Source organism: Stackebrandtia soli, assembly GCF_965137155.1.
In the GTDB taxonomy this organism is placed as follows: domain Bacteria; phylum Actinomycetota; class Actinomycetes; order Mycobacteriales; family Micromonosporaceae; genus Stackebrandtia; species Stackebrandtia soli.
Window position 1 is genome coordinate 18,830 of record NZ_CBCRZX010000046.1, and the last position, 17,566, is coordinate 36,395.

At 68.5% G+C, this 17,566-nt stretch carries 20 protein-coding genes; 14 read left to right on the forward strand and 6 right to left on the reverse strand.

Annotated features, from left to right (window positions below; translation table 11 throughout):
- The first annotated feature begins 15 nt into the window (after positions 1 to 15).
- From ACM9NP_RS20080 to ACM9NP_RS20125, 10 genes are all read left to right on the forward strand, one after another.
- Positions 16 to 2,235, forward strand: a complete 2,220-nt coding sequence (locus tag ACM9NP_RS20080) for a phage tail protein (RefSeq protein ID WP_415648301.1) — start codon at positions 16 to 18, stop codon at positions 2,233 to 2,235.
- Between the two features lie 4 nt (positions 2,236 to 2,239).
- Positions 2,240 to 3,730: a hypothetical protein gene (locus tag ACM9NP_RS20085; RefSeq protein WP_415648302.1), complete on the forward strand. Its 1,491-nt coding sequence runs from the start codon at positions 2,240 to 2,242 to the stop codon at positions 3,728 to 3,730.
- Positions 3,730 to 7,191, forward strand: coding sequence for an alkaline phosphatase D family protein (locus ACM9NP_RS20090; protein WP_415648303.1), 3,462 nt, complete (start codon positions 3,730 to 3,732; stop codon positions 7,189 to 7,191). The genes ACM9NP_RS20085 and ACM9NP_RS20090 overlap by 1 nt, the downstream gene beginning before the upstream one ends.
- A gap of 1 nt (position 7,192) precedes the next feature.
- Entirely contained in the window at positions 7,193 to 7,837 is a 645-nt protein-coding gene (locus tag ACM9NP_RS20095) for a hypothetical protein (RefSeq protein WP_415648304.1), read from the forward strand.
- 8 nt (positions 7,838 to 7,845) lie between these two features.
- Positions 7,846 to 8,136 carry a hypothetical protein gene (locus tag ACM9NP_RS20100; protein ID WP_415648305.1) on the forward strand — a complete coding sequence of 97 codons (291 nt, stop codon included), beginning with the start codon at positions 7,846 to 7,848 and terminating at the stop codon, positions 8,134 to 8,136.
- Between the two features lie 11 nt (positions 8,137 to 8,147).
- Positions 8,148 to 9,005, forward strand: a complete 858-nt coding sequence (locus tag ACM9NP_RS20105; protein ID WP_415648306.1) for a hypothetical protein — start codon at positions 8,148 to 8,150, stop codon at positions 9,003 to 9,005.
- Positions 9,006 to 9,011: 6 nt separating this feature from the next.
- Positions 9,012 to 9,260 carry a hypothetical protein gene (locus ACM9NP_RS20110; RefSeq protein WP_415648307.1) on the forward strand — a complete coding sequence of 83 codons (249 nt, stop codon included), beginning with the start codon at positions 9,012 to 9,014 and terminating at the stop codon, positions 9,258 to 9,260.
- Entirely contained in the window at positions 9,248 to 9,820 is a 573-nt protein-coding gene (locus tag ACM9NP_RS20115; protein ID WP_415648308.1) for a hypothetical protein, read from the forward strand. The genes ACM9NP_RS20110 and ACM9NP_RS20115 overlap by 13 nt, the downstream gene beginning before the upstream one ends.
- A 310-nt stretch (positions 9,821 to 10,130) precedes the next feature.
- Positions 10,131 to 10,322, forward strand: coding sequence for a DUF7439 family protein (locus tag ACM9NP_RS20120; protein WP_415648309.1), 192 nt, complete (start codon positions 10,131 to 10,133; stop codon positions 10,320 to 10,322).
- A 306-nt stretch (positions 10,323 to 10,628) separates the two neighbouring features.
- Positions 10,629 to 10,925, forward strand: a complete 297-nt coding sequence (locus tag ACM9NP_RS20125; RefSeq protein ID WP_415648310.1) for a hypothetical protein — start codon at positions 10,629 to 10,631, stop codon at positions 10,923 to 10,925.
- A gap of 7 nt (positions 10,926 to 10,932) precedes the next feature.
- On the opposite strand, the gene ACM9NP_RS20130 is transcribed toward ACM9NP_RS20125, so the two are convergent.
- From ACM9NP_RS20130 to ACM9NP_RS20150, 5 genes are all read right to left on the reverse strand, one after another.
- On the reverse strand, positions 10,933 to 11,181 hold the full coding sequence (locus tag ACM9NP_RS20130) for a hypothetical protein (RefSeq protein WP_415648311.1): 249 nt from the start codon (positions 11,179 to 11,181) through the stop codon (positions 10,933 to 10,935).
- A 2-nt stretch (positions 11,182 to 11,183) separates the two neighbouring features.
- Entirely contained in the window at positions 11,184 to 12,200 is a 1,017-nt protein-coding gene (locus tag ACM9NP_RS20135; protein ID WP_415648312.1) for a DddA-like double-stranded DNA deaminase toxin, read from the reverse strand.
- A 66-nt stretch (positions 12,201 to 12,266) separates the two neighbouring features.
- Entirely contained in the window at positions 12,267 to 12,539 is a 273-nt protein-coding gene (locus tag ACM9NP_RS20140; RefSeq protein ID WP_415648313.1) for a hypothetical protein, read from the reverse strand.
- A gap of 85 nt (positions 12,540 to 12,624) precedes the next feature.
- On the reverse strand, positions 12,625 to 12,729 hold the full coding sequence (locus ACM9NP_RS20145; RefSeq protein ID WP_415648314.1) for a DUF397 domain-containing protein: 105 nt from the start codon (positions 12,727 to 12,729) through the stop codon (positions 12,625 to 12,627).
- Between the two features lie 31 nt (positions 12,730 to 12,760).
- On the reverse strand, positions 12,761 to 13,606 hold the full coding sequence (locus tag ACM9NP_RS20150; protein WP_415648315.1) for a helix-turn-helix domain-containing protein: 846 nt from the start codon (positions 13,604 to 13,606) through the stop codon (positions 12,761 to 12,763).
- 184 nt (positions 13,607 to 13,790) lie between these two features.
- On the opposite strand from ACM9NP_RS20150, the gene ACM9NP_RS20155 reads away from it, so the two are divergent.
- From ACM9NP_RS20155 to ACM9NP_RS20170, 4 genes are all read left to right on the forward strand, one after another.
- Complete coding sequence (locus tag ACM9NP_RS20155) at positions 13,791 to 14,120, forward strand: hypothetical protein (RefSeq protein WP_415648316.1); 330 nt, start codon at positions 13,791 to 13,793, stop codon at positions 14,118 to 14,120.
- An 81-nt stretch (positions 14,121 to 14,201) separates the two neighbouring features.
- Positions 14,202 to 14,615: a hypothetical protein gene (locus tag ACM9NP_RS20160; RefSeq protein WP_415648317.1), complete on the forward strand. Its 414-nt coding sequence runs from the start codon at positions 14,202 to 14,204 to the stop codon at positions 14,613 to 14,615.
- Positions 14,616 to 15,143: 528 nt separating this feature from the next.
- Positions 15,144 to 15,374: a hypothetical protein gene (locus ACM9NP_RS20165; protein ID WP_415648318.1), complete on the forward strand. Its 231-nt coding sequence runs from the start codon at positions 15,144 to 15,146 to the stop codon at positions 15,372 to 15,374.
- Positions 15,375 to 15,476: 102 nt separating this feature from the next.
- Positions 15,477 to 15,734: a hypothetical protein gene (locus ACM9NP_RS20170; protein ID WP_415648319.1), complete on the forward strand. Its 258-nt coding sequence runs from the start codon at positions 15,477 to 15,479 to the stop codon at positions 15,732 to 15,734.
- A 138-nt stretch (positions 15,735 to 15,872) separates the two neighbouring features.
- On the opposite strand, the gene ACM9NP_RS20175 is transcribed toward ACM9NP_RS20170, so the two are convergent.
- Positions 15,873 to 17,429, reverse strand: coding sequence for a recombinase family protein (locus ACM9NP_RS20175; RefSeq protein ID WP_415648320.1), 1,557 nt, complete (start codon positions 17,427 to 17,429; stop codon positions 15,873 to 15,875).
- Positions 17,430 to 17,566 lie beyond the last annotated feature (137 nt).

Here is a 17,566-nt window from a genome sequence, read left to right on the forward strand (position 1 = left end):
AGGAGGTGACGCTGCATGGCTCTCGACCTCGGCGAGTTGAGCGCGACGATCGACGCCAACACCAAGCCCTTCAAGCGTGGCCTCGATGAGGCCGAGCTGCGAATGCGCGGCTTCCAGCTGGACGCACAGGGCCGCCTCCGCACCCTCAGCGGCCGGTTCGCGTCCGAAGGCGAGAAAGCCGCGCTCGGGCTGAAACCGGTCGCGCTCGGACTCGACGACATCCACAAGGCCGCAAACCGGCTCGCGACCGTCGCCGGCCTGGGGATCCTCGCGTCGTCGGCGATCCACCTCGGTGCGGCACTCGCGCCAACGGTCGGGATCGTCGCCGCGCTCCCGGTCGCCGCTGGCGCTGCCGCTGTCGCGGTGGGCGCGCTCGCGCTGTCCCTCGATGGCGTCGGCGACGCGATCGGCGCCGGACTGTCCGGTGACGTGGAGGCGTTCAACGAGGCGCTGTCAGAGTTGCCCGCGTCCGCGAGAAGCGTTGTGCGCGAGCTGGTGTCGACGTTCGACGGTCTCCAGGACGAGGTGCAATCGGCGTTCTTCGCGCCCGTCGCCGAAGAGGTCGACGGGCTGTCCGAGGCGCTGTCCGGCCCGCTCCGCTCCGGCCTGTCCGATGTCGGTGGGTCGTTGGGCGGCATGGCTGCCGAAGTCGCAGTGTTCGCGCAGCAAGGCCGCACTATCTCCCAACTCACGGCACTCTTCGGCGGCGTCGGCGACGCGATCGACGGCGCCGCGAGTGGCGTCCAACCGCTCCTACGGGGCGTCATGGACCTGATCGGCGCGTTCGTGCCGGGCCTCGGCTCGGTCGGGCAGTCCATCGGGGACACGATGGCCCGGTGGGGCGAGTGGATGTCCGAGATTGCGTCCTCAGGTCAGGCCGTCACGTGGGTGACGACCGCGCGCGAGGCGCTCGCGCAACTGTGGAGCATCGGCGGCAACGTCGTCCGAACTCTCGGTGGGATCTTCGGCGCCGCAGACGGTTCGAGCGTTCTCGACACGATTGAGCAGATTACGGCGTCCATCGCCACGTGGGTGACCTCAGTGGAGGGCCAGGAGCAGATCGCCTCGGTCCTGACGCTCGTATCGGAGGTCGCCTCCGACCTCCTCACGATCCTGCCCGGTGTCGCGTCCGTCATCGGCGGAATCGCCAACGTCTTCACTGCGCTGCCCGGCCCGATCCAGTCCGTCGTGTCCGGGCTATTGGCGCTCGGACTCGCGTGGAAACTCCTCGGCATCACCAGCATGATCAACGCTGCGAAGGTCGCCGGAGCATGGCTCGCCACCCGAGGTGCCGCGCTCGGCAGTGCAGCCGTCCAGCTCGCACAGCTCGCGCTCATCGGCGCCAAATGGGTCTGGGCCGGTGCCGTCAGCATGGCGAACGGCCTCAAAATGGCCGCCGCGTGGGTGATCGGCCTCGGCCCGATCGCGTGGGTTGTCGCCGCCGTCATCGCCGCCGTCGGCCTCATCATCTACTACTGGGATGAGATCGTGACCGGCCTGACCGCCGCCTGGACGTGGGTGTCCGAACTCGCCGTGACGATCTGGGGCGGCATCAGCGCGTTCTTCACCGAGATCTGGGCCGGGATCACCGCGACGTTCACCACCGCCATCGACGGCATCGTGAACGGGCTCCTGTGGTTCGCGGGCCTCCCCGGCCTCGCTGCCGAGTGGTTCGGCGGGCTGTTGTCCGGCGCGATTGACGCCGGCGCGTCCCTCCTCGCGTGGGCCGGATCCCTACCAGGGCAAGTACTCGGAGCGCTCGGCGACGTCGGCGGGTGGCTCCTCGACGCCGGTGCCAACGTCATCGACGGCCTTCTATCTGGCATGAAGAACGCTGCCGGGGCCGTCATGGACTGGATCTGGGGCCTGCTCTCGGATATGGGCGACGCCGTGCTGGAGTTCTTCGGGATCGCGTCGCCGTCGCGGCTCATGATGGGCTACGGCGAGTTCATCGGGCAGGGCCTCGCCGAGGGCATCCGGCGCAGCGTCTCTGGTGTCACCGCCGCCGCAACCGTCATGTCCACGGCCGCCGTCCCGAGCTTCGCGCCCGCGACGGTCACGCCCGTTGCCGCGTACACCCCGGCCGCCGCCACCGTGTCACTGTCCGACCAGGACATAGGACGGCTCGCCGACGCCATGACCGACCGCCCCATCACCACGTCCGTGCAGGTCGACTCCCGCGAGATCGCCCGCGCGACCGACCAGGGAAACCGCGAACTCGCATGGGGAGGCTGACCGTATGTCCACACTGATCGGACCGCTCGGGGCGATGGTTGAAGTGCGCTCGCCGCGCGGGCCGCTACCCGTCACCCACACCCGCCCGACCTCGACGGTGACGCTCCTGTCGGGGCTGACCGTCGCGCAGCGAGCGCCCGAAGCGGGGCGGTCGTGGGAGTGGCGCATCACTGCGGGCTCGCCCGCCGACGTTGCGGGCCTCATCGCCCTGGAGCAGGGCGTGTACGGGCCGCCGCCGTGGCGTTGGTACGACAAGATGGCCGCCGCGTTGAACATGCTGCCGCCGATGGTCGCCGCGGCGGGTCTCGGCCCGGAGCCGTGGAGGCACCTCGCCGACGACGCGTCCGCGCTCGCCGTCACCGGTCCGCTGGTGGCCGACGGCGCGAGGTTCGCCGCGAGCATCGGCCCGGCGCGCATCCTCACTGTCCCCGTACGCGACGGCGCCCCCGACCCGGTGCCTGTCATCGAAGGCCGTCCCTACACGGCGGCGTACTGGCTGGCCGATGCGTCCGGCCGGATCGCGCTGGTGTGGGTCGACGCCGACGGGATCGAGGTCGGGCGCGACATGTCCCCATTCGGGACCGGGCGGCGAACTGTCACCGGGACGGCGCCCGCTGGTGCTGCCGGTGTGCTCGTGGAGATCGCCGTTGGCGACCTCACCCACGCCGCGCAGATGAGGGGCGGGCACGCGATGACCCCGCACGACGCCGCTCTCACCGTCACCGGTGACATCGACCTTCGGGTCCGCGCCGGGCTCGACCGGTGGGTGACCGGTATCCAGCAGGTCGTGATGGCGAAGTACGTCGGCGCCGGGGATCAGCGCGGGTACGAACTCGTCGTCCGCCAAGACGGGCGGCTCGCGCTGTCGTGGACGGCCGACGGCACGAACGCGACGTTCCACCGCGCCGAATCCACTGTCCCGCTGCCGGTCTCTGACGGTCAGGTGACGTGGCTGCGCGGCGTCCTCGACGTCGACAACGGCGCGAGCGGTTGGACCGCGCGGCTCTACTACTCGACCGACGCGACCCCGACATGGGTCCAGCTCGGCGACGACATCACCGGCACCGGCACCACCGCCATCCACCCCTCGACCGCGCCCCTGTACGTCGGAACGAACGCCGTCGGCGACGCCCCCGCGTCCGGTGTCTACCACGCCGCGCAGGTCCGCAACGGCATCGGCGGGACGCTCGTCGCCGCCGCCGACTGGACCCCGACCGGACCGTGGGTCATCGGCGACGACTCCTCCACACCCGCCCGCACCGACTCCACCGGCCGGGCGTGGGCGCTCCAGGGTGACGCGGCGATCGCCGCCGAGATCGTCCCCGACCCCGACGCGCGCCTGACCGCGCTCCAGCTCACCGAGACCCCTACCGAGATTGGCTGGCACCCTGGCATGGGCATTCCCCGCGTGGTCCTCACCCGCGTCGACGAGGCGTACCGGATGGTGTCGCCGTCGATGCGAGACCAGACCCTCACCATGACCGAGGTCGCGTAGTGGCGACTGTGGACATGTGGGTCGGCGCCGTCACCCACAACACGGTTCGCGTGCGCGGGAAGGTCACCGGCACCGCGCCGCGCTTGGCGGTGAGCGTGTCGCAGGACCTCGCCCAGCCGACGTTCACGCCCGCGACGAGCGTCGACGCTCAGGGCGTCGCCACGTTCGACGCCACCGGTCTCACGCCGGGAGTGCGGTACTGGTGCGCGATCGAGACGTCCGGGACCGTCGATGGCCTCGTGAAGGGCCGGTTCCGCACGGCGCGTGGCCCTGCCGGGCAACCGGAGTCGTACCGGTTCGCGACGTGGACGTGTGCCGGGCTGACGCCACGGTTCCCCGGAGCGCAGCCCTACACGAGCAACCACCCGGTCCTGAACATCATCACCGACCTGGTTGACCCCGATTTCGTCGTCCAGGGCGGGGACCTGCACTACGCCAACATCGCGACAGCGAGCGCGGCCCCATACCGGGACGCCTACGACGCGGTGCTCCACACTGGCAGCACCCCGAACATGTCGAGGCACCTCCGACAGATCCCGGTCGTCTACCAGTGGGACGATCACGACTTCGGCCCCAACGACTCCGACTCCACCAGCCCTGGCCGTGCGTCCGCGGCGCAGGTGTACCGCGAGCGCGTCCCCCACCACCCGCTCCCCGCCAGCGGCGCCATCTACCACTCGTTCCAGCGGGGCCGTGTCCTGCACATCGTCTCCGACGTCCGCTATGACCGCAGCCCGAACACGACCGCCGATGGGCCGAGCAAGACCATGCTCGGCGCGGCGCAGCTCGCGTGGATGGAAGACCTTCTCTCCACGTCGACCGCCGAGTTCCTCGCGTGGCACATGCCGAGCCAGTGGATGGGCACCAGCGACGACTCCTGGGCCGTCTTCTCGACCGAGCGGCGGCGCCTCGTCGAGATGCTGCGCGCTCCCGGTGGCGACGCCTCGAAGGGCTGGCTCCACCGGATGATCCAAACGTCCGGTGACGTTCACGCGCTCGCCATCGACGACGGGACGGGCAACAAATGGGGCGGGTTCCCCGTGATCATCGCCGCCAGCATCGATTCAGCGTCCGGGTCCCCACAGGACGAAATTTACCGGCTCGGTGGCCGGTACGTGCCGACGTCACCGGGCAGGCGCCGCTACGGCGTCATCTCGATCGACGACGACGGGTCTCGCATCGTCTGCACCATCGACGCCTACATCGGCCGGTGGCGCCGGGCGCGGCACTCGTTCACGGTCGTCACCGACGCCTCCGCTTCCGCGCCGTCGACCGCTTCGACGGTCACCGGGCACGCGCTCGTCGACCTCGGCGACGGACGCACCCGCGTCGACGTCGAGTCGTGGCGGGTCACGCGCGAGATCGCCACGGCCCTACCGGATCAGATCCGGCAGGTGTCCGGTGTGTCCGCCGCGAGCGCCGACGTCGTGGTTCCTGCGCCGTCGGGATCGAGCATGGGGTATTGGTCGCCGTGGCGTCGCGGGCAGGCCCGCACGGTCGGCCGTGATGTCGAGCTGCACGCCACCGTCGACGATGAGACGCGGCGTGTGTTCTCCGGGTCGGTCGCGAAGGCCGAAGCCGCGGCGCGGGATGTGTCGGTGCGGGTGTCGGCCCGGGACGCGATCACGCGCATGCGTCAGCCCGTGGCGATGCCGGCGTTCGCCGCCGAGATGGGCTCCGCCAAACCCGGTGCGTCGCTGACGTGGGTGGTGGAGCACGTCCTGCACGAGTACGGCATGTCGCCGCTGCCGGATTACCTGCCGGACCCGATCCTCGCCGCAGCCAGCCTCGCGGGCAGCCTCATGCCGAACGTGGGCAGTATCCGCCCCACGGACACCCCCGACAACAACATCGACGGTGGCCTCCCCGCGTTCGAGCAGTGGCCGGATCTGCCGCTGCCCGCTGCCGCGCACTCGCGCACGTGGATCACGCCACCTGAGGAGATCACCGACTGGTCGACGATCACACTCGGCATCGTCGTCGGCACCGGCGTCACGGAAGGTGGGTCGACGGTACGCGTATCGATCGCCGCCAACCGGCCATCAGGGATCGCGCTGTTCTACGTGTGGATCCAGCAGGGGGTCGACCGGATGGTCGTCCAACTTCAGCAGTCGGGCGGCGATACGGTCGCCATCCCCGGTAGTGGGGACCGCATCGACCCCGGCCTCATCTGGCTGAAATTCCGACGCACCGGCGATGTCCCGTCGCTGGAGGTCATCCAGTACGGGCAGAGCCTCGGCACCGGGACACTCCCCGCCGCAACCGGGCTCGGCGACCCCGCCACGAACATTTTCGACCTCGTGGTCGTCTGCACCGGCGCGCCCGCGCTCGGGTTCCAGGCGACCGCCCAGGACGTCCCAATAGAAGCGCTACCGGCGTGGTCGCAGGACGAGCCCGCCGCGATCATCGACACCGCGACCGCCCCGATCCACGGTGTGCCGGGAGTTTCGGGGACCGCGATCGACATCCTCAGGGACGTAGCCGATGCGGAGCAGGGCGGGTTCTGGATCGACGAGGACGACAAGCCGACGTTCCGCGCTCGCGCGTGGATGCGCGGCGTCGGGCAGACCCCGATCCCCGTCACCTCCGCCCGATCCCTCGTGGACTTCAGCTGGACCGAGACCATCGACCAGGTGGCGAGCGCCGCCGTCGTGGAGACGACGCGTCCCATCGCGACGCGCGCGACCGCCACCCCGTCTGAACTCGACGTCTACGTGGCCGACCAGGTGTTCCGCATCGACCCGTACGGGACGCTGCGGCTGGATGTCGACCTGGACCAGGCGGTGGGCGTCATCGAGCGATATCCGCGGCTGCGATCCGTCACCGGGTCGCGGTTCTGGCCGTCGCGGACCATCTCCGGGTCGTCGCCGATCACGTCCTGGCCGAGCACGTACGCGTGGCGGTACATCCGTCTGCTGTCGGCGACGCGCGCCCGTGTCGCCATCCGCAACCCGTACCCGTACCCGGTCTACCTCGTCGACGACGCGGGAGATCCCGGCCTCGCACTGGCGGCGGTCATCACCGTCGACCAGACCGCGCCCGTCGCGGCGGTCCGTGAGGCCGGCGTCGACTGGGCTGCGCCCCTCGTCCTCGGCCGGAACCCATGGCGCCAGGACATCACCGATGCCGACCAGCAGGCGATCTGGTACGCGCAGGAGACGACGTGGCCGCGCCCGATCGTGTCCGGTGTCCAGATCGTCCCCAACATGGGCATCCGCCTCGGCTCGGTCGTGGACATCCACGACCCGCACGTGTCGGGTATGAGCGTCCAGGCGCTCGTGCGGGCCGTGTCGCTTCGGGCGAGCGCGGGGCAGCTCGTGCAGACCCTCGACGTGCAGCCGTTGCGCGTCACCCTCGCCGCCGTCGACGCGGGCCTGACCGGCACCACCCTCGGCGCGCTCGACGCTGCCTTGACCGGCCGCACTCTCGCCGACTTCGACGCCTCACCACTGGAGACCTGATATGCCGACAACCCCCAAGGGCGTGTTCTACCCCGACGGCACGTGGACGTTCCCACCTGGATTCTCAGGTGAGGGCGGAGCGTTCGAGACGATGGCGGAGTCCGTCGACGCCGCGCTGACCAACCGCACCGTCGACCTGATCGGGACGTACACGAACGCCTCAGTGACGAACATGGCGCAGTTCTCCGACATCCCCGCCACCTACGAGAACCTGATCCTGATGTGGGAGGGCCGGATCGAGAACCAAGCCAGCAGCTACGCATCCCTCCTCATGCGGTTCAACGGCGACGGCGGAACGAACTACTGGGCCTCCCGGTTCGCGATCGTCAGCGACTCCACACCCGCCTTCGCGAACGGGTCGGCGTACGCGAACGTCAGCGGCCTGACGCCTGGGCTCGTCGGCCCGCAGGCATCCTCCGGCATCGTCTACATCGGCCGGTACACGCGCGCCATCTCCAAGAGCGCGTGGGGCCACGGCATCGCCCGCATCGGCACCGGCCAATCCGCAGCGAACCACCGCCTGCACCAGGGCCTCGGCGTCTGGAACAACACCGCCACCATCACCAGCGTCCGGTTCTGGCCGAGCGGCGAGGACTGGGCGGCGGGCCTGCGCGCAACGCTCCTCGGCACCCCACGAGTCAACTAAGGACACACATGGAACCCGTACCACCAACCGATCCCGACGCTCTCGGCCCCGCCGAACGCCCCTACCGCTGCGAGTGCGGGTCGGCCTCAGGCGACCTCGGTGAGTACGTCATCCACGCCGTCGACGCGATCGGCGACGGCGTACCCGGACCCCACCGCCTCACCAGCGGCGACACTCCGCCCGAAGTCCTCGCCGCCGAAGACCGCGCCGCCGCGATTGCGCAGAACCAGGCCCGACTCGTCGACGTCCTCGGGATGCCGCTGGCCGACATCCGCGACGCCCTCCACGGCCTGATCTGAAGGGACACACCATGACCTACGCCCCCCGCTCCCTCATGGACGCCCGCGCGTACATCATCGACGCGTTCGGCATCTCCGGCGCGTCCGTCGGGATCGTCGGTGACCCCGCACACCGCGGCGGCTACCACTGCGGATCCGATCGGACCGTCACCGGCGACTACTCGGTCGTCGAGTCCATCCGAGACAAGCACGGCCTGACGCAGGCCGCGAGCGCGCTCGACGTCGGCATGTTCAGCCGCGGCGGCCGGAACCTCCGGCACTTCTCGCTGTGGCTCGTCGACCAGTGCAAGCGGGGCGCGCCGGACACGGCGGATATCCGCGAGGTCATCTACAGCCCCGACGGTCGTGTCGTGAAGCGCTGGGACCGGCTCGGCCGCCGATCGAGCGGCGACGACTCCCACCTGTGGCACACCCACATCTCGTACCACCGCGACTCGGAGAGCCGCGACAAACTCTCGCTGTTCAAGCGCTACATCGAAGGAGACAACACTATGGACCTTGACGACAAGGTGAAACTATCCGGGTGGATCCCGCAGGCATGGCCTGACCTGGACGAGACGATCACGGTGCGCACCGCGCTTGGGTCGGCGTACGGGCACGCCCGCCAGGCGAAGGACATCGTGCGCTCCGAGGCTGCCGCCGCCGCGCAGCGACACGCCACGGAAATGGCGCTTCTCCAACAGATCGCCGCCGGGCAGGCCAGCCTCACCGAAGAGCAGATCGAGGAGGCTGTGAAGCGTGGCGTCGCCGCTGCGATCCCGTCGCCGGAAGTGCTCGCGTCGGCGATCGCCGAGCGCCTCGACCACGACCTGGACACCGCCGCTGTCGCCGCCGCGCTCCGCGACGTCCTCGGACGTCTGGACGAGTAGGGCGGCATGACCGATGACGCTCTCGGCCGAGAGATTCGGCAGATGCGACAGGACATCCGCGATGACTTCGCGCACGCTCGCGAGGTCGCGGACCTCAAGCACGCCACGCTGGAGGCGCGCGTGAATGCTCTGGAGCAGGCAGCCGCGGCCGAGGCCGCCGAACGCCGCACCACGCGGCGGTGGCTCATCGGTGCCGTGATCGTTCCCAGCGTCATGATGCTGGTGACGGTGATTCTGGCGGTGTGGCGCCCGTGATCCGAATCCGAAGAGGCGCAAGAGAACTCCGGTGGCTGGCGCCGTGGCTGCTCGTCGCCGTGGTCCTGGCCGTCGCCGTTTACGCCGTTGGGCTCCTCTCCTCCCGCGTCGACGCGCTCGCGTCCGCCCTCGCCGCCGAACAAGCCGCCACCGAAGACCGCGGCGAGACGCCCGTGGCTCCGGCCCCGGATGATCTGATCGCCGACCCCGAAGCGGGGCCGCGGGGCGAACAAGGCCCAACCGGTCCCCGTGGCCCGTCCGGCCGGGGAGTGTCCTCTGTGCTGTGCATCGACGGCACGTGGTCCGTGGCCTACACCGACGGCACGATCGACCCCGACGCTGGCGATTGCACGGGCGAACGCGGGCCGGAAGGGCTCGCGGGCGAGCCCGGCGCCGTCGGGTCACCCGGACCCGTCGGCCCGAGCGGACCGGCCGGACCTTCGGGCGAGACGGGCCGTGGCATTGCCTCGATCGAGTGCGACTCGACCACGGGCCGCTGGATCGTGACCTACTCCGACGGAGACGTCGACGACGCCGGGTCCTGCCGCCCCTGGGGGTGAGTCACCGTCCACTCTGATGGCGCGCCGAGCGCATCTCGTGTGGCCCTGAGCTTCGCCGCGACCGCGAGCGCCTCCGCTTCGGTCGCGTACCTCCTGGATCCGGCGTGCTCGCCGTACCCCTCCATCTCGACCACCCATGGCGTGACGACCCGCCACACCCGCACATCGCGGCCCGCCCACGGCGCGCTCCCCGCACTACGCCAGGACGCCCCCAACTCCACTTCACCGCCGCGCCCGATCAGGCGCTCACCATCCATGCCCATGAGCAGGCATGATGCCACACCATCGAACACCTGTACAGGAGATGATCATGAAGGTAAGCAAGGTCGCCAAGGCCGTCGTCGCGGCGCTCGGCGCTGCCGTCACCGCGCTCACGGTCGCCATGGGAGACGACACGATCAGCGCCACCGAGGGCATCACCGTCGCGCTCGCGGTCCTGACCGCGCTCGGCGTCTACGCGGTGCCGAACGCCCCGGACGAGCCCGCCGAGCGCACCGACTGATTTGCGGCCTCACCAACTGAGATCGCAAACATTGTTGAAGCCGACAAAGTTCCAGCCCCTCGCTCCCGCCGTGGAGCGGTGGGCATTCTTTCGTGCTGTCCCGTGTAGCCCTGGCACGCGGTGACACGTCCAGGCACTTTGGATAGCTTTTGGATCTTCCGCGTGTGGAATGCCTGGTGTCCAACATGATGGACAGGCCCAGAGTGTTCCTGATGCAACCGTCCACCCCGGATGCCGCTGGTAGACTGTGAGGGCGCGCCACCCCCGAACGCGGCACGCGTTCACCCCTCGTCATACCAGGCCGGGATGACCGCCCACGAGATCGCTGCCGTACTCCATTGCAGCCCTGATCAGGTCCGGGACCGGCTACGCAAGCAGGGTGTAGAGGTCCACCGGACCGGGCCGCGCGAACTGCCCGTCTCGACCGACGACATCATCGAGCTGCGCGACAATGGACTGTCGTGGTCTCAAGTCGCCCACGCGGTCGGAATGTCAAAATCGGGATCAGCCCGCCGCTATCACGCGGCCATGGGATGCACGTGTAATCAGGGCAAGCACCACGCCCCGAGGTGCGACTACTGCCGGGACGCGTTCGGCGCGTGACCCCGCCCTAGTCCTCGGCTTGATCGGAGTCGTCGCCGATGTCCCACACGAGGATTCCGTCTCCGTCGTCGGGCGTGCCGGGCGGCCAGGCGAGCGCGATCGGCGGGTTCATCGTCGGCCCGTAACCGGGCGGAAAGAGGCCAAGGGAGTGCGCGTATTCGGCGAGCGCTTGGCTGCTCAACGCGTCGACGCGCTCCCACAGGAGGGCGTCCAGGTCGGGGTCGTCGGTGACCTTGACCCAGGTGTCTGCGCTCATCCTCATGTGATGGCCTCTCCATTCCCCTCGTACCGCCGCCGCGTGGGCGACTTGCCGTCTTCGACGCTCCACACCCACAGCACGCTCCCGGCTGGGAGGATCTTCTCCAGGTTAGCGTGGCATCGCTTCGGGTCCTGGCTTTCCTTGCCGCATGTCGGGATGTTGAGGTACAGCACCGATTCGCGGATGTCGTCGTCCCTCATCACCTTCGCCGCGTCGCGTTCGGCATGCCAGGTCGTCGTGTGATCCGGGTCAGACCGCCATGGCTCCCGCAGGTCGTCGCATGGCGGCGCTTTCCCTTTGCGGTGCGGCTTCATGACGTCGACACCGTCGATCCGTCGACCGTCCATGTCGTACAGGTGCCCCCGTGCCGATATCCTGCCGGCGCCGTTCGTGGGCCGCCCGAACCGGCGCAGTGCCTCGGCCGCACCAGGATGTGGTCGGCGGTGGGAGAACCCGCCCAAGGCAGGAGGCCTCGGCGGCGCTTGGGGTGGTGTCGCACCTAAAGCCGCAGCCTTCGCGGCGGCTTGTAGCTGGGCCTGGTACTCCGTCGCGGCCGACTGCGCCGTGTCAACGCCGGAGTGCGCTTCCTGGATCGTCGACGACGCGAGCGTGCACACCTCGACAGCGTGCTCGACCTCGGTCTCCGCCGAGAAGCCCACGGCCTGCTCCGCTTCGGTCTCCGCTTGGGCGATCGACGCCCCGGCCTCTCCGAGCGTGGTGATGACTCCGCCCACCGCCGCCGTGATCTCGCTCGTCTTCGACTTGTCCGTGACGCCGGACAGCGCCGCGCTCGCGGTGTCGACCGTCGCGCTCGCCGACGTCAACAACGCCGCCGCGCGTTCCATCGACTCCTGCGCCGCGATAAGGAGAGACGCGACGCCTTCGAGGCCGAGCTGCGCGAACGCGTCGGCCCGGTCGCGCAACTCGGATTCAGCGTGGACGCAGGAATCGGCGGAGGCTCGGACACCATCACGGGCCGCACCAAGTTGTTGCTGTAGCGCATCGACACTCGTCATGCCCGGTGACGGTAGGCGTACCAGCGCGGGAACGGAAGGGATGTGTCGAGTAGCCGACACCGCGTTCTAGTCGTCGACAGTCATCCACTGTCGACCGGAGCCGACTTGCATCACTTCACCGATCTCGGGTGCGGTCGGCACTCCTCGCCGTGCCGCGATCTCGTCGAGCGCTGCCGCCATGTCGGCAACGACAGTCGTCGAACCACCGTCGGCGATCGCGACCCACCCAATGTCGGCCGGGCCGACGCCGAGCAACCTCGCGTTGTCAATCGTGATCTCGATAATGCTGGCCATGCGCCCCACCGTATACAGAATCCCCACGATCGCGTTGCGCGCCAACTGAAAAACGGCCCACCCCGTATGTCGGGGTGGGCCGGTATTGTCGTGTCCACAGTCCGTTCGGTAGCGGGGAGGCCGACCCCCGCTACCGGACCGCCTTCAGGAACGCGCCGAAGTCCTCAGCGGACAACGACAGGATCGGCGAGTCGTTGCCGAGCTTCGAGTCACGAACCTCAAAACCGCTGGCCATGCGCGCTTCAACGCACTGGCCTTGAGACGCGCTACGGCTCGACGAGCGCCACTTTCCGGGTGCCATGCAGGTACTCCTTCAGGGGAACCGACGCGGATAGCGTCGCTTCGAAAAAGGTACGACACGCAGCCAGGACCTTCTCGTCTGGCTCATATCGCGCCCCCGTCATCGACTCGGTATACACGACGTCCGAGATTTCGACGATCCCTGACGTGATCACCGTGTAGGAGCCGCGCATCGATGAATGCGCGCCCTGGCTCGTCGGAAGCACGTGGATATCGAGATGGTCATGTTCAGCCTCTAGCCGCTCAATGTGCGCGACCTGCTCGGCGTCCTCCCCGCATATGGGCCGGGTGAGCGCGGATTCCTGCATGACGATGCGGATGCGCGGCAGGGGGTCGCGGCCCCAGAAGCGCTGTTGCCGGAGCGCCCGAAGCGCCATTGCCTGCTCGACGCCCTGTGGGTCCAGTAGGGCATCCCTCGCGTGGATCGCTCGGGCATACGCCTCGGTCTGGAGTAGACCAGTGATCATGTCCGCCTCGTAGATATCGATCGTGGCGCAGACCTCCTCCAGCTCCAGGAACATGCTGAAATCCCTGAGCATGTACGTGCTGTAGGACTCCCACCAGCCTGGACTGTCGGCCTCGATCGCCATGCGTTCGAGCTGGTCGGTGAGCTCTCGTGTCGCCCCCAGGATTCGGCAAAGCCCAGCCACGTCGAATAGGGACGCTCTGACCCGGCAGTTCTCGATCTGGCTGAGCTTGGCCGTGGAGAACCGGGCCTTCTTGGCCACTTGCCCCTGAGTGAGGCCGGCCTCCTCTCGGAGCCGCAGGAGCCGACGGCCCAGACTTAGCATCGGCAGCGTCCGTGTATCCATGCCACCACCGTACGCTTTAGCTTTCTAAAGGCGAAATTGGGTATACAACCTAAAGTTCATGTCGCCCTTCACATGCGCAGTCGATGTGTCTACGGTGGTCCCGTGGGCAACCCCCACACAAAAGGACCGGGCACGACAGCAGCGCGCCCGGTCCTGGAACCATCCACAATGATTGGAGTCAGGCATGGATGGCACGATCAGCGTACCCGGCGACAGCGCCGAGCGCCAGACCGAACCGCCACCGTGGACGCGTGACGTCGTAGCCGCGGGCGATGTCGTGTTCCGCCTCGTTCGCCGACCACGCTCCGCTTTCGTCGGCTTGCTGCGTATGGGCCGCACGGTAGGTGGCGAGATCTACGGCTACATCGCCCGACCCGCGAGCGAGACACCCGACGTGCGCCTATTCCCACGCCACGCCGGATGGGGAGAGAACCCCACCGCCGTGCGCGCGCTCCTCCGCGCCGCACGCACGTTCCATGCCGAGTGCTCAGCCTACGAGGCATCCCATGGGTAGCGGAGTGCCGCTCGCTGAGCGCGAGCACGGCCCCTACCCGTCAACGTCGCGTCGGCCCGAACCAGTCGAACTGTGCCAGGCGTGCAGCCAGCACTTCGGCGTCGGGATGCGTTGGCCGTGCGGCAACGCGGGCAACGCGGGCACGACATGATGGGCTCGCGCATAGACATCATCGCCGGTGAATCGAAGCTCGGCGCGTTCCTGATCTTCGGCGAACTCCTCGCCGTCACAACGAGCCGGTCCGACCGCGCAATCCGGGTAGTCCTCGACGTGTTCCCCGAACCGCGCGAAGTCTGCGAGATCACGCGACGCACCGACGACATCGCCCGATCGCGATTCCATGAGGACTGGGACGGCGACCGGCACGCGCTGTGGCGCTACCTCGTCGTGGCAGAGGCGACCCGTCTCGTCGACGTGTTCCTACGTGGACCGATCCCCGGCGAGCTGGTCAAGTGGGCGGACACCTTCGCGGCGCCTGAGGCGGTTGGGCCATGACGTCGACGTCGATCTGCCTCGACTGCCACGGCCACCGCCTGCGAACCGTGGACGCCGAGACCCGCGCAAAGTGTTGCGACACATGCAAAGGACGCGGCTACGTCCCGTTCACCAAGGCACGCGAACGCTGGCCACGCCCCGAGCACCCGCCACCCCGCCCAGACTGACACCCGCCCGGACACCCAACCGGGCACCCGGTCCCGCGTCTCCCGTGCGCCAGACCGGCACCGGCGCCGCCGCTCACCCCCTGGTCGGCGGCGCCGGGAAACACGTCCTCGCCGGGGCATCACAGGCTTTGACCGGCGAGACGACCGAGGCCCCGCCATGTGGGACTGGGCCTCGTGCTGCCGGTATGGAGTGCAGCAGCCGCGGGGGNGCACCTGATGGGAGTGCTCCCCCGCACCAAGCCAACACCGGCCGAGCGTGGGCACGCCCGGCCGCCGCGGAGCCGACGGGCTGTGGCAGACGCGGCAGCGGGGGCGGTGCTTCACCGCCGCCCCCGCACTCGCATCGACATAGGACAAGACAATGGAGACCCTCGACCCCGACGGCCCGCCCGTCGCGATCCACTACGAGATCAGCCTCACCCCTGACGCTGACGCGGCGCTCCGCCTAATCCAGCTCCGCAACGACGCCGACCGCAACGACGCAATCAACGAGGCAATCGTCCTCTACTGGAACGCGCGCATGATCGTCGGCATGCATCACGCCGCCGCCGAGCTTGCGGGGGAGGCGTGCCAGACATGCGCCGCGTCTTGAAGCTCGCGATGATCCCCAGCGCTGTCCTCATGTGGGCCGCGTACGTCGGCTGGTACGTCTACGGCCAGATATAGCGACCACTGACCTATCAGGAGGAACAATATGACCACGGGACCGAGTGTCGAAGTCGCCCAGACGATCCGGGCCAAGCTGACACACAAGACAGTCGAGGATCTGGAGTCCCTCCGCGCCTGGACCGGGTACGGCACAGTCGACATCGTAAACCGCGCCATCCAGATGGCAGCCGACCTGGAGTGCGAGCGCCGTGCAGGCGCGGCCTTCGCGGCGAAACGGAACGGGGAGTGGCAATCGCTGATCATCCTCGACCCGGTGCGGAGCGGGTACACGCCACCGGAGTGATAAACGTCGATGTCACCCGATCGAACGAATGTTCGATCATGCCGTAACCTCGATCGATCATGATCGTTATACCCAGACCCCCGCAGGCGCCCCCCGCCGAGCAAGTACCGCTCACCCAACCGCTCGGCGGGGGGTTCACTAACCATCATGCGCCGGGAGCCACGGCGGTGGCCACACATCCGGTGCGACACCACGCCGACCAGGCGGAGCGGGCCGCCACAGAATCTGCACGGCGCCCGCGGTGAACTCCCCACGGGCACGACGCTGGCGGGGGAGCGGATGCACCACCACCGTCATGACGCTCCGCACCACCGGCCGACGCCGACTCATCGGCATGTCCTCCCACGCCGCGAGGACGTCCTCCGCCCCGATCAGCTCCGCCGCGGGCGAATCGACGAGCGCAGACCGCAGTGTCGCGGATAGCCGATCAATCTCCGCCTTCGCGACCGCCCGGCCGTCCAGGTGCTCCGAGCGCTCTATGAGGCCCAGGGCGCGGTCACGGGACATCTCCTGCATGGTGGCGCGAAGCGTGGCGATGGTGGTCTTGATGGCCTCGGCGTTGATGTCGGGAGCCGCTGGTAGGAGGAGGCTGGCAGCGTCAGCTCGAATACAGCGCGCGAGGAGCACATTCTCGACATACTCATCGAGGTGGATCGCGTCGCGGGACATGTGGCTCGTTGCCGAGCACCGGTAGCCGGGGCGGAAACGCTTCTCGCCGTTGACGATCTCACTCGACCCGCGAGCGCCGCTGCCGAATGGGGCGCCGCAGAGCCCGCACACGTAGATTCCCGATCCGAGGTAGGCGTGGGAGTTGTTGACGCTGGGTCGACGACGTTCCGCCAGCGCTGCGCAGCCTGCCTCCCACAGCTCGCGGGAGACGATCGGCTTCCACGGCGCATCGCCGATCACTTCGCCTCTGTGGACGAGCAGCCCCGCGTTCCTGGGCCTGAGGAGGATCTGGCGCCATGACTGGATCGTCCAGGGTTTGCCGCCCACTGTCGGCACGCCGCCCTCCTCCAGGGCGCGTACCTGATCGGAGAGGGAGACCTGGGCGAGGAGGTCTCGCGTGCCCGCGAGGATGAGTTCCGCCTCTGCCGGCCGCAACGTGATGCCGTCGGGCTCGAACCCGAAGGGGCGCTTGCCTCCGCCCCATTGGCCAGCCAACGCCCGCGCCTCGCGATTGTCTCTCAACCTTCTCGCCGTGTCTCGCGATGATTTGTTCGCGACTGCCACCATGACACGAGCCATCGTGATGCCCGCGTCAGTGTCGAGTTGGAGGCTCCCCGTCAGGGACTTCACTGGTATCCGGTACATCTCCACTAGGTCGATCATGTCCTCCAGGTCGCGCGGGTCACGCATGCCTCGGTCCAAATCGACAGTCGCAAAGCCGTCGCATGTGCCGTCATCGAGCCAGCCAAGCGCCTTTCGGAATTTCGGCCGAACGACGCGCAACCCCGACCCGCCACCGGGCAACATGATCCGGCGGCGCTTGAACGCTGAGGTGTCGTTCTCGACGAGGACCATGTGGACGCCCCATCCCAGGAGCGCCTCAAAGTGCAGTCTCAGCCGCCGTTCCTGGTCGTCGACGCCGCCTGTAGTGGATTCGCCGTCCTCGTCGCGGGAGTCGCTGATGCGGCAGTAGAGGATCGCGGCCTGGGGGATGTGGTTGGCGGGGAGGCGGGAGCGACGCTGCATGTTCCCATTCTAGTTGTGCGGTTTTAATGCATCATGGACCAGTCGATTATTAGTTCATCCCCCACAAAAGCAGCGTACGGCCACTTGAGAGTGACCGTACGCCGTTTTGCGTATCTGGGTTGTCATTTCGCAGGTTG

Coding starts and splice junctions, on each gene's coding strand:
- ACM9NP_RS20165 (WP_415648318.1), top strand. CDS start 15,144: ATGGAGACCCTCGACCCCGACGGCCCGCCCGTCGCGATCCACTACGAG.
- ACM9NP_RS20125 (WP_415648310.1), top strand. CDS start 10,629: ATGACCGCCCACGAGATCGCTGCCGTACTCCATTGCAGCCCTGATCAG.
- ACM9NP_RS20170 (WP_415648319.1), top strand. CDS start 15,477: ATGACCACGGGACCGAGTGTCGAAGTCGCCCAGACGATCCGGGCCAAG.
- ACM9NP_RS20110 (WP_415648307.1), top strand. CDS start 9,012: ATGACCGATGACGCTCTCGGCCGAGAGATTCGGCAGATGCGACAGGAC.
- ACM9NP_RS20135 (WP_415648312.1), bottom strand. CDS start 12,200: ATGACGAGTGTCGATGCGCTACAGCAACAACTTGGTGCGGCCCGTGAT.
- ACM9NP_RS20085 (WP_415648302.1), top strand. CDS start 2,240: ATGTCCACACTGATCGGACCGCTCGGGGCGATGGTTGAAGTGCGCTCG.
- ACM9NP_RS20105 (WP_415648306.1), top strand. CDS start 8,148: ATGACCTACGCCCCCCGCTCCCTCATGGACGCCCGCGCGTACATCATC.
- ACM9NP_RS20100 (WP_415648305.1), top strand. CDS start 7,846: ATGGAACCCGTACCACCAACCGATCCCGACGCTCTCGGCCCCGCCGAA.
- ACM9NP_RS20080 (WP_415648301.1), top strand. CDS start 16: ATGGCTCTCGACCTCGGCGAGTTGAGCGCGACGATCGACGCCAACACC.
- ACM9NP_RS20095 (WP_415648304.1), top strand. CDS start 7,193: ATGCCGACAACCCCCAAGGGCGTGTTCTACCCCGACGGCACGTGGACG.
- ACM9NP_RS20130 (WP_415648311.1), bottom strand. CDS start 11,181: ATGAGCGCAGACACCTGGGTCAAGGTCACCGACGACCCCGACCTGGAC.
- ACM9NP_RS20155 (WP_415648316.1), top strand. CDS start 13,791: ATGGATGGCACGATCAGCGTACCCGGCGACAGCGCCGAGCGCCAGACC.
- ACM9NP_RS20145 (WP_415648314.1), bottom strand. CDS start 12,729: ATGGCCAGCGGTTTTGAGGTTCGTGACTCGAAGCTCGGCAACGACTCG.
- ACM9NP_RS20150 (WP_415648315.1), bottom strand. CDS start 13,606: ATGGATACACGGACGCTGCCGATGCTAAGTCTGGGCCGTCGGCTCCTG.
- ACM9NP_RS20120 (WP_415648309.1), top strand. CDS start 10,131: ATGAAGGTAAGCAAGGTCGCCAAGGCCGTCGTCGCGGCGCTCGGCGCT.
- ACM9NP_RS20175 (WP_415648320.1), bottom strand. CDS start 17,429: ATGCAGCGTCGCTCCCGCCTCCCCGCCAACCACATCCCCCAGGCCGCG.